The following is a 10,791-nucleotide window of genomic DNA, read 5'->3' as shown; positions in this document are numbered from 1 at the left end:
CTGCAACCCGGCGTCCGAGTGATGTATCAACTCGCCTCGAACGTGGGTGCGTTGGTCGCGGTCGCGTTGCCACAAGGCCATCTCCAGCGCGTCCAGGACGAGCCGGTCTCCTTCGTGGTGGCGGCCGACCAGCCGACTATGCGGCGCGAGAAGGTGTCCACGACGAAGGCGACGTAGACGACGCCGGTCCAGGTCGCCACGTGGGTGAAGTCTGCGACCCAGCAGCGGTTCGGTGCGTCGGCGACGAGCCCGCGGTCGACCAGGTCCGGTGCCCTGGGTGCGGTGGGGTCGGGGGCCATGGTGATCACCTTCTTGCCGCGGACGGCGCCGGTGGTGCCGAGTTCGCGCATGAGGCGTTCGACGGTGCAGCGGGCCACGAAATGGCCTTGTCGGTTCAGGTGGCGCCAGATCTCTCTGGCACCACAGACACGGTAGTTGGTGTCGTACGCCTCCTTGATCAGGGGCTTCAGTTCGGTGTCGCGGACGGTGCGGGTCGCGGGGGCGGCCTGGCGTTTGCGGTGGGCGTAGTAGGTGGAGGGAGCGATCTTGCAGTCGTGGTCGGTGAGGACCCGGCAGATTGGCTCGACGCCGCCGAAGCGGCCCTTGTGCTCGTCGATGAACGCTACGAGCGTGTGTGTGGCCGGTCGAGCTCGGCCGCGAAGAAAGACGCTGCTGCCTTGAGGATGTCGTTCGCCCTCTTCAGCTCAGCGTTCTCCTTCTTCAGCCGCTTCAGTTCCGCCGACTCATCCGTCGTCGTGCCCGGCCGGGTGCCGGCGTCGATCTGCTCCCGCTACACCCACTTACGCAGCGTCTCGGTCGTGCCGATGCCGAGTCTACGGAGCCCGGAACGGTTCAAGGCCCTGACCAGCTGTACTTACGGTTGAGTGGAACGAACGCGCTCTCCTCGTCCCGCTTAACTGTAGGCAGCCGCCTCTATGGCGTGCTTGGAAGTCCACTGATCGGCTCGGAGGTCTCATGCCCCTGCAGATGGAACTGGTCGCGATAACGCTGGATTGCCCTGATCCGCTGGCTCTGGCGGCGTTCTATCAGCAGGCCACCGGCTTTGAGCCACACCCGAAGTCGGACGCCGAGTTCGCCGGTCTCAACCGTGAGGACGGGCTCTTCATCGGCTTCCAGCGGGTCGAGGACTACCGGGCTCCGAGTTGGCCTGGTCAGATCGTTCTCCAGCAGCTTCACATCTGCTTCAAGGTCGTGGAGAGCCTGGACGAGGCCGAGGCCCGGCTGCTGGAGCTGGGTGCGGGCAAGCCGGATCATCAGCCGCATGGGGACAGGGCGCGGGTCCTCACCGATCCCGCTGGGCATCCCTTCTGCATCGACACGCGCTGATCGCCGGGTTCACGAGGGCTTCGACCTGTTTGGCTGTGGCGGTGATGGTGGTGCTGAGCCATGTGCGGCTGGTGCCCCGAAGAGGGGCCTGCACCGGGAAGCGGCGGTGGAATCCGTCGAGCGGGGTAAAAGAAATACATTACGGTACCGGTCCGTATCGTAATGGGCCTACGGTGGGAGCCATGACTGCTCCTGCTCCCGCCGTCCCCCGGATACCCGAAGCGGTGCATCGGCGCCGCTGGGCCATCCTCGGCGTCCTCATGTTGAGCCTGCTGATCATCGTGCTCGACAACTCGATCCTGAACGTCGCCGTCAAGACCATCTCCACCCCGGCCCCGACCGGCCTGGGCGCCAGCCAGAGCGAGCTGGAATGGGCGATCAACGCCTACACCCTGGTCTTCGCGGGCCTGCTGTTCAGCGCCGGACTGCTCGGTGACCGGCTCGGCCGCAAGCGGGTGCTGCTCGGCGGGCTCGTCGTGTTCGGCATCGGCTCCGCGCTCGCCGCCTTCGCCGGGTCACCGGCCGAGCTGATCGGCTTCCGCGCGGTCATGGGTCTCGGCGCCGCCTTCGTGATGCCCGCCACCCTCGCCGTCCTGATGAACGTCTTCGAGCGGGACGAACAGCCCAAGGCCATCGGCATCTGGGCCGGTGGTGTCGGCCTCGCCATCGCCATCGGACCGATCACCGGCGGCGTCCTGCTGGACCACTTCTGGTGGGGCTCGGTCTTCCTGGTCAACGTGCCGATCGTGGTGGTCGCCGTGGCCCTGATGATCTGGCTGGTCCCCGACTCCCGCGACCCGAACCCCGGCCGGATCGACCCGATCGGCGTGGCCCTGTCCGTCGTCGGCCTGGTCCTGCTGGTCTACGGCATCATCCGGGGCGGCGAGCTGGCCGACTTCACGGACGCCACCGTGCTGGCCACGACCGGCGCCGGACTGGCCGTCCTGGTCGCCTTCGTGGTGTTCGAGAAGCGCAGCGACCATCCGTCGATCGATGTCACCTACTTCCGCGACAAGGTCTTCTCCTCGGCCATCGCCGCGATCGCGCTGGTCTTCTTCGCGCTGATGGGCGTGACCTTCTTCTCCGTCTTCTACACCCAGAGCGTGCGCGGCTACTCGCCGCTGGAGACCGGTCTGCTGTTGCTGCCGCTCGCCGTCGCCCAACTGGTCTTCGCGCCGCGCGCCCGGCTGCTGGTGGACCGCTTCGGCAACCGCGCGACGACCACCGCCGGTATGGCGCTCATCGCCGCGATGCTGGCCGCCTTCGCCACGCTGGACGAGGACACCCCGATCTGGATCCTTGAGGTGATCTTCTTCCTCATGGGCACCGGCATGGCGCACATCATGACCCCGGTCAGCGTGGTCATCATGCAGGCCCTGCCGCGCGAGAAGGCCGGTTCGGCCTCCGCGCTCAGCAACACCTTCCGGCAGGTCGGCGGCGCCCTCGGCATCGCGGTGCTCGGCTCGGTGCTGTCCACGGCGTACCGCTCGTCCATCGAGGGCGACCTGGGCGCGGTACCGCCGGCCCTGCGGCACACCGCGGGCGAGTCGATCGAGTCCACCCTCGCCGTGGCGGCCCGCCTCGGCCCCGACGGCGGTCCGCTGGTCGCCCGCGCCAACGAGTCCTTCCTGCACGCCATGCATGTGACGGCGCTGTGCGGTGCCGCGGTCGCGGTGATCGGCGCGGTGGTCGTGGGCCTGTTCCTGCCGGGGCGTACCCAGCAGCGCCCGTAGGGGAGAATCCCCCGGTACACGGAAGGGACGCATACAGGTGAGCCTCGCTGACAAGCCCAAGACCGACGCCCCCGCGCGCGGCCGACCCCGGAGCGAGGCCGTGGAGCGGGCCATCATCGAGGGCGTGATGAAGCTCCTGGAGGACGGTGTGCCGCTCGCGGAGCTGTCCATCGAGCGGATCGCCCGGACCGCCGGGGTCGGCAAGGCCGCGATCTACCGTCGCTGGCGCGGCAAGGAGGAGCTGTTCGTCGACGTCGTACGGGCCGCCGAGCCGCCCGACGAGGAACTGCCCGGCACCTCCATGCGCGACGACCTCGTCGCCCTGCTGGAGACCCTCAGGCAGCGCGGTCTGGTCAGCCGTTCCTCGGTGATCCTGCACAGCGTGCACGCCCAGATGAAGTCCAGCCCGAGGATCTGGGAGGCGTACAACAAGCTCGTCGTGGCACCCCGGCGCCGGCTCGGCATCGAGGTGCTGCGGCGCGGCCAGCGCAACGGCGAACTGCGCGCGGACGTCGACGTGGAGCTGCTCAACGACCTGTTCGTGGGCCCGATGCTGGTGCGTGCGGTGATGCGCCCGGACGCCGATCTACCGGACGGCCTCTCGGAGCGGATCGTGGACACGCTGCTGGAAGGTCTGCGGCCGGCCGGCTCACCGCCCGTCAGTTCTCCTGCCGAGTAGGGGATGTGCGCGTTTCGTCACAGAGCGCGCTTTCGCCATCGGGAACCGGAACTCGTGAAGCCGACTTGTACGTCCTCGTGCCCGTACGGCCGTCATGGGACGGCGGAACAGAACCGATCATCCCCTAGGGTCGTAACCGCGGGGGACGATGGTGTGCACGGCAGGCAGTGAGGCGACGGTATGGCGCAGCAGGCGTACATGACGGAGACGGACAACGGCAGCTCGGGGTCCGAGCACCGGCGGAACCGGTTCCGGCGCCTGCTGGGACGGTGGCTGGCCGGATGGCGCGAGCGCGGGACATGGCGCCGGGGCATCGTCACCGGCGCCTTCGCGGTGGCCCTCGCACTGGTCATGGTGTTGCACGCGCACATCCCCAACCGGATCGGAAACCTCGGCAGTCTCACCGAGACGTTCCTGCCGTGGCTCGGTCTGTTCGTCCCGCTGGTGCTCGTGGTGGGTCTGGTGCGCCGGTCGGCGACCGCGCTGATCGCGGCGGTGCTGCCGGTGGCGGTGTGGCTGAACCTCTTCGGCGGGCTGCTCTCCGACAAGACCGCGGCGGGCGGCGACCTCACCGTCGCCACGCACAACGTCAACGCCGACAACCCCGACCCCGAGGGCACCGCCCGGGACGTGGCCGCGTCCGGGGCGGACGTGCTGGCGCTTGAGGAACTGACCGCGACGGCGGTGCCGGTGTACGAGAAGGCGCTGGCCTCGACGTACAAGTACCACTCGGTGCAGGGCACGGTCGGGCTGTGGAGCAAGTACCCGCTGAGCGGGGTGAAGTCGGTCGACCTGGAGCTGGGCTGGACGCGGGCGATGCGGGCCGCGGTGGCCACGCCGTCCGGGGACGTCGCGGTGTACGTCGCCCATCTGCCCTCGGTGCGGGTGAAGATCGAGGCCGGGTTCACCGCCCGGCAGCGGGACAAGAGCGCGGACGCCCTCGGCGAGGCCATCGCCGACGAGCGGCTGCCGCGCAGTGTGCTGCTCGGCGATCTGAACGGCACCATGAACGACCGCGCGCTGAACGCCGTCACCTCCCAGATGCGCTCCACGCAGGGCGCGGCGGGCAACGGCTTCGGGTTCAGCTGGCCGGCCTCGTTCCCGGCCGCGCGCATCGACCAGATCCTGGTGAAGGGCGTCGAGCCGGTCACCTCGTGGACGCTGCCGGAGACCGGGAGCGACCATCTGCCGGTGGCGGCGCGGGTGAAGGTCGACGACAGCGCGTCGTAGGACCTGTCGGTGAGGTGTCGGCGGCTGTAGGTCCGCTGTCGGTGGTCTGTCGGTGGGGGCTGGCACTGTCCTTCCCATGACGCGAATCGACATGAAGCCCAGTGGCGCGGGGAGCGCCGTGGTTGTGCGGGGGCTGGTCAAGCACTACGGCGAGACCAAGGCGCTGGACGGCGTGGACCTGGAGGTGCGGGAGGGGTCCGTGATGGGGGTGCTCGGACCCAACGGGGCCGGGAAGACCACCCTCGTACGGATTCTGTCGACGCTGCTCCCGCCCACCGCCGGACAGGCCACCGTGGCGGGGTACGACGTGGTGAGCCAGCCCCGGCAGTTGCGCCGGGTGATCGGACTGACCGGGCAGTACGCCTCCGTGGACGAGAAGCTCCCGGGCTGGGAGAACCTGTACCTCATCGGGCGGCTGCTGGACCTGCCCCGCAAGGCCGCCCGGGCCCGCGCGGACGAGCTGCTGGAGCGGTTCTCGCTGACCGACGCGGCGAAGCGGCCCGCGGGCACCTACTCCGGCGGTATGCGCCGCCGCCTCGACCTCGCCGCCTCGATGATCGGGCGCCCCTCGGTGCTCTTCCTCGACGAGCCCACCACCGGCCTGGACCCGCGCACCCGCAACGAGGTGTGGGACGAGGTCAAGGCGATGGTCGGGGACGGGGTCACCGTGCTACTGACCACGCAGTACATGGAGGAAGCCGAGCAGCTCGCCTCCGAACTGACCGTCGTGGACCGCGGCAAGGTCATCGCCAAGGGCGGTATCGACGAGCTGAAGGCGAAGGTCGGCGGCCGGACGCTGCGGGTGAAGCCGGCCGATCCGCTGCGGCTGCGCCCGCTCGCCGCCCACCTCGACGGACTCGGCATCACCGGGCTGGCCACCACCACCGTGGACGTCGAGCGCGGCGCGCTGCTGGTGCCGATCCTCAGCGACGAGCAGCTCACCGCCGTGGTCGCCGCGGTGACCGCCCAGGGGGTCACCCTCGCCTCCGTCTCCACCGAACTGCCCAGCCTGGACGAGGTGTTCCTGTCCCTCACCGGCCACCGCGCCAGTACCCCGCAGGACGCCGAGCCCACCGACGCACGCGAGGAGGTCGCCGTATGAGCGCCCCCACGATCACCACCGCCGACGCCCGTATCCCGCTGCGCGGCCACCTGCGGCACACCGGCGCGCTCCTGCGGCGCAATCTGCTGTGGATCCGGCAGGACCCGGAGTCGATGGCCGACGCCGTGCTCTTCCCGATCGTCTTCACCCTGCTGTTCGTGTACGTCTTCGGCGGCTCGATCGGACAGGCGCTGGGCGGCGGACAGGACGCCTATGTGCAGTACCTGGTGCCCGGCATGCTCGCCATGATGGGCATGACCATGGCCCAGGGCGTGGGCACGGGCTTCAACCAGGACTTCAACTCCGGTGTCATGGACCGCTTCCGGTCGCTGCCCATCGGCCGCGGCTCGGTGCTGTTCGCCAAGATTGCGGTGGAGCTGCTGCGCATGCTGCTGGCCACCGGCGTGATGTTCGTGGTGGCCCTGCTGGTCGGCTTCGACGTCACCAACTGGGGCGGTCTGCTGGCCGCCGTCGCCCTGGCCGTGGCCTTCGGCTCGTCGCTGATGTGGGTCTTCCTCACCCTCGGCGTGACGATGAAGAGCGTGCAGTCCGTGCAGGCGATGGGCTTCCTGGTGCTGATGCCGCTCCAGTTCGGCTCGTCGATCTTCGCACCGACGGACTCGATGCCGGGCTGGCTGCAGAACTTCACCGACTACAACCCGCTGTCGGCACTCGCCGACGCCTCCCGCGGTCTGATGAACGGCGGACCGGTCGCCCACGACCTGTGGCTGACCCTCGGCTGGTCGGTGGCGCTCACGGCGGTCATGGCGCCGATCGCCGTCCACAAGTTCCGCACCAAGACCTGACCCGCGCGACGGTTCACACCAGGGCGGCGGCCTCCTTCGCGGAGAGTCCGCCGCCCTCCGCGTACGCGGTTTCGTACGCCTCCTGGTCGAGGGCGGCGCGCACCGTCGCGACGGCCCTGGACCGGCACTCGCGCTCCAGCCTGGAGAGCGGGTGTCCGGGTGGCAGCAGCGCCTCGGCGGCCCCCAGGCAGCGGGCCCCGTCCAGGGGGCGGCAGCCGGACAGCGCGAGCGCCGCGATGACCAGGCAACTGGAGACCAGATGGGGGGCCATGGCCCGCGCCACGTCGTTGTCCGACTGCGTCAGGGCGCGCCGCAGTTTCTCCAGCGCCTCCTCGTACAGGCCCTCGGCGGCGTCCATCCAGGCCTCCCCGCTGAGGATGAAGGCGTCGAAGACATGGAACTGGGCGGGCCCGAAGTTCTCCCGCAGCATCCGGATCTGCTCGCGGGCCTCGGGGATGCGGTCGGTGATGCTGAGCCAGCCGGCCAGGATGACCCGGCTGAACGGCATGGCCTCGTTGTGTCCGCCCTCCACTTCGGCGAGGACCTGCCGCAGCAGGCGTTCGCCCTCCTCCCCCTGGCCGCCCTCCAGCAGGGCACCGGCCAGCCGGGCGGTGAGTACGGCCTCCTGGGCGCGGGCGCCGAGGTGGCGGGCGAGTTCCAGGGCGGCCCGGTAGTCGACGGCGGCCTCGGCGTAGGCGCCGCGGCGCTCCCGGGCCTCCGCGCGTGCCGACAGGGCCTCGGCGCGGCCCCAGGAGTCGCCGAGGCGCTCGTAGAGGGCGAGGGACTCGTCGGCGTCGCGGGCCGCGTCCTCGCCGCGGCCGGGGCGGTGGGCGAGGAGGTTGGCGCGCATCTGGAGGGTGGCGGCCAGTTCCCACTCGTAGCCGGGGGTGGTGCGGCTGGTCTCCACGCAGGCGTCGAGCATGCCGGCGACCGCGTCCATGTCCCCGGTGAGCATGACCGCGAACACGGCGACCAGGCCGGGGCTGCGGCAGGACTGCGGCAGGCCCGGCGGGTAGGTCTCGGCGATGGTGCGCAGCTTCTGCTGCGCGGCGTCGTTCTGCCAGGCGTCCAACTCGGTGTCCATGCAGGCGAGATGGGCCAGATGGACACCGCGCCGCGCCTCCGCGAGCACCTCCCCGGTGTACGGCGGCGGCTCCGCGGTGACCTTCTGCCACACCGGCCGGGCGGGCTCGGCCGGGGCGGCGAAGGGGTCGGGGCCGAGCCGCATCACCTCCGCGCACCAGTTGCGGGCCTCGATCCTGAGGTCGCGCATCTGCCAGTACCAGGCCAGCGACAGGGCCAGGGTCAGCGCCTCCTGCTCGTCGCGCTCGGCGACGGCGTGGCGGAGCGCGGTGCGCAGGTTCTCGTACTCCCGCTGGAGCCTTTCCACGGCCCGCAGTTGGTCCGGTCCGCGCAGCAACGGGTCGGTGAGGCGGGCGAGTTCGCGGTAGTACGTCAGGTGCGCGCGCTCGACCTCGGCGCGCTGCCCGGACTCGTCCAGGCGCTCGCCCGCGTACTCGGCGACGGTCTCCAGGAGCCGGTAGCGCATCATGCCGTCGCCCGAAGGGGCGGCCACCACCAGGGACTTGTCGACCAGGGAGCCGAGCGCGTCGAGGGCGGCGGGACCGCAGACGGCTTCCGCGGCGGGCAGGTCGCAGCCGCCGGAGAACACCGAGAGGCGGCCGAGGACCTCGCGTTCGTCCTCGTCAAGCAGGTCCCAGGACCAGTCGACGACGGCGCGCAGGGTCTGCTGGCGGGGCAGCACGGTGCGGCTGCCGGAGGTCAGCAGCCGGAAGCGGTCGTCGAGCCGGTCGGCGATCTGACGGGGGGTGAGCATCCGCAGCCGGGCGGCGGCGAGTTCGATGGCCAGGGGCAGTCCGTCGAGGCGGCGGCAGATCTCGGCGCAGGCCGCGGGGTCGTCGTCGACGCGGAAGCCGGGGCGGGCGGCGGCTCCTCGGTCGGCGAACAACTGGAGGGCGTAGGGCTCAAGCAGTGGCTCGACCGGGCGCAGCACCTCGCCGGGTACGCCGAGGGGTTCGCGGCTGGTGGCGAGGACCGTCAGGCCCGGGCAGCGGGCCAGCAGGTGCTCGGCGAGCCGGGCGGCGGCGTCGACGACGTGCTCGCAGTTGTCGAGGACGAGCAGCAGGCGGCGCCGGGCGCAGTGCTCCACGAGCCGTTCGACGGGGTCGTCGTGGCGGTCGGTGACGCTGCGGAACTCCTCGGCGCCCGCGCCGTAGAGGACGGTCTCGCGGGCGCCGACGGCGGTGAGGACGGCCTCGGGGACGGCGGCGGGGTCGTCGACGGGGGCGAGTTCGGCCAGCCAGATGCCGTCGCGGGCGGCGTCCCGGAGGGTTTCGGCGGCCTCCTGGGACAGCCGGGTCTTCCCGGCGCCGCCGGGGCCGAGCAGGGTGACGAGCCGGGCCCTGCCGAGGTCGGCGCGGATGGCCTCGATGTCGGCCTCCCGGCCGACGAAGGAGGTCAGCCGGGCCCGCAGGTTGCCGAGCGGGGCCCGCTCGGCCGGTTTCAGCAACTCGGCGTGCAGCTCCCGCAGTTCGGGCCCGGGATCGGAGCCGAGCTGCTCGGCGAGCAGTCGTCGTACGTCGTCGTAGGCGGCCAGGGCCTCGGCGGGGCGGCCGAGGTCGCGCAGGGCGCGCAGACGCAGTGCCTGGAGTGGTTCGTCCAGGGGGTGGCTGTCGCACAGGGCGGTCAGTTCCGGCAGCGCCTGCTCGGCCTGGCCGAGGGCGAGGGCGGCGGTGTGCCGGGCGCGCAGCGCGTCCAGGCGCCGGGTCTCCCAGCGGGCCGCCTCGGCGGTGCGGTCGGGGAGGTCGGCGAGGGCGGGGCCGTGCCACAGGGCGAGGGCGTCGTCGAGGACGCCGGCCGCCTTGGCGGGGTCGCCGTCGGCGAGGGCGCGCAGTCCGTCGGCGGTGAGCCGGTCGAAGCGGTGCAGGTCGATGTCGTCGGGGCGGGCGGCGAGCCGGTATCCGCCGTCCACGGATTCGACCGCGTCGGCGCCGAGTCCCCGGCGCAGCCGTCCGACCAGTGCCTGGAGGGCGCCGGGTGCGTCGGCGGGCGGGTCGGCACCCCACACCTCGTCGACCAGGAACTGCACGGGCACGGCCCGGCCGCCCCGCAGCGCGAGGGCGCTCAGCAGGGCGCGCAGGCGTGCCCCGCCGACCGGTAGGGGGGTGCCGTCGGGACGGAGGGCCTGAGTGGTGCCGAGGATGCGATAGCGCACGGGGTCCATTGTCTCTGCTGTGTGCACGGGGCTGTGTGCACGGGCCGGGTCGGGCGGCGGTCAGTGGTCCGGGACCTCCAGGGTGACCAGTACCCCGGCCTCCCGGACGTGGCGGCCCTGCGTGTGCGGTTCGGCCTCGGTGAACCACTTGGGGCAGGCCTCGACGGGGCGCAGGGTGCGGGTGCCCGGTACCGGCTCCCAGGTGCGGGAGGCGGGGTCGGTCTCGGCGTACTCCTGGCTGACCAGGTGGATGTCCGCCACCCGGCCGGTGACGTCCGGCCACTGGGCGCCGTGGCGTTCCACGGAGAGCAGTCCGACCAGGCGGATCCGGTCGCCGGGCTTCTCCTCGCCCAGGTCCTCCGGCGCGACCTGGTCGACGGAGTCCTCGTGCAGGGCGACCGTGAGCCCCGAGTCGTCGTTCAGCACCCGTACGCCGTTGACCTGCGCGACCTCGCCGACGACCTTGGAGACCTCGTCGTCCCAGTCGCCGGATTCGATCAGCAGCAGCGGCCAGCTCACCTCGTCGCCCACCGCGAAGGGAGTGCCGCAGCACTCCATCTGCCAGTCCTCGTAGAACACCTTCCACTTCCCCATGTCCCCACCTTCTCCGGAACCGGCGTCCGACCGCGAGACGTTTTCCCGTTGCGCCCGGTACCGTC

At 71.3% G+C, this 10,791-nt stretch carries 10 protein-coding genes; 7 read left to right on the top strand and 3 right to left on the bottom strand.

Features of this window, described 5'->3' with window-relative positions; translation table 11 throughout:
• Window positions 1–26: 26 nt before the first annotated feature.
• Entirely contained in the window at window positions 27–470 is a 444-nt protein-coding gene (locus GA0115233_RS41200) for an IS3 family transposase (protein ID WP_304363118.1), read from the bottom strand.
• An 84-nt stretch (window positions 471–554) separates the two neighbouring features.
• Between GA0115233_RS41200 and GA0115233_RS40285 the strand changes: the two genes are divergently transcribed.
• The 7 genes from GA0115233_RS40285 to GA0115233_RS27835 all read left to right on the top strand — a co-directional run bounded on the left by GA0115233_RS40285 (window position 555) and on the right by GA0115233_RS27835 (window position 6,897).
• Window positions 555–884 (top strand): hypothetical protein, encoded by a 330-nt coding sequence (locus GA0115233_RS40285; protein ID WP_141689575.1) that lies wholly within the window; start codon window positions 555–557, stop codon window positions 882–884.
• A 91-nt stretch (window positions 885–975) separates the two neighbouring features.
• Entirely contained in the window at window positions 976–1,347 is a 372-nt protein-coding gene (locus tag GA0115233_RS27860) for a VOC family protein (RefSeq protein WP_093723062.1), read from the top strand.
• A gap of 182 nt (window positions 1,348–1,529) precedes the next feature.
• A complete protein-coding gene (locus GA0115233_RS27855) occupies window positions 1,530–3,080 on the top strand; it encodes an MFS transporter (RefSeq protein WP_093723061.1) in 1,551 nt (516 codons plus the stop codon).
• A 37-nt stretch (window positions 3,081–3,117) separates the two neighbouring features.
• Window positions 3,118–3,759, top strand: coding sequence for a TetR/AcrR family transcriptional regulator (locus GA0115233_RS27850; protein ID WP_093723060.1), 642 nt, complete (start codon window positions 3,118–3,120; stop codon window positions 3,757–3,759).
• Between the two features lie 180 nt (window positions 3,760–3,939).
• A complete protein-coding gene (locus tag GA0115233_RS27845; protein WP_093723059.1) occupies window positions 3,940–4,989 on the top strand; it encodes an endonuclease/exonuclease/phosphatase family protein in 1,050 nt (349 codons plus the stop codon).
• Window positions 4,990–5,065: 76 nt separating this feature from the next.
• Window positions 5,066–6,091, top strand: a complete 1,026-nt coding sequence (locus GA0115233_RS27840) for an ATP-binding cassette domain-containing protein (protein WP_176711959.1) — start codon at window positions 5,066–5,068, stop codon at window positions 6,089–6,091.
• Window positions 6,088–6,897, top strand: coding sequence for an ABC transporter permease (locus tag GA0115233_RS27835; protein ID WP_093723057.1), 810 nt, complete (start codon window positions 6,088–6,090; stop codon window positions 6,895–6,897). The genes GA0115233_RS27840 and GA0115233_RS27835 overlap by 4 nt, the downstream gene beginning before the upstream one ends.
• 13 nt (window positions 6,898–6,910) lie before the next feature.
• Here the strand turns inward: GA0115233_RS27835 and GA0115233_RS27830 are convergent, their stop codons facing one another.
• Together GA0115233_RS27830 and GA0115233_RS27825 are read right to left on the bottom strand one after the other, a co-directional pair.
• The gene (locus GA0115233_RS27830) at window positions 6,911–10,141 is read right to left on the bottom strand and encodes a BTAD domain-containing putative transcriptional regulator (RefSeq protein WP_093723056.1); all 3,231 of its coding nucleotides are present in this window, start codon (window positions 10,139–10,141) and stop codon (window positions 6,911–6,913) included.
• Window positions 10,142–10,192: 51 nt separating this feature from the next.
• Window positions 10,193–10,726, bottom strand: a complete 534-nt coding sequence (locus GA0115233_RS27825; RefSeq protein WP_093723055.1) for a DUF6578 domain-containing protein — start codon at window positions 10,724–10,726, stop codon at window positions 10,193–10,195.
• Window positions 10,727–10,791: the final 65 nt, after the last annotated feature.

This window comes from Streptomyces sp. DI166 (assembly GCF_900091315.1).
GTDB classification, from domain to species: Bacteria; Actinomycetota; Actinomycetes; order Streptomycetales; family Streptomycetaceae; genus Streptomyces; species Streptomyces fuscus.
The sequence above is the reverse complement of the archived record's forward strand: the minus strand, read 5'-3'. Positions and strand labels throughout refer to the sequence as shown.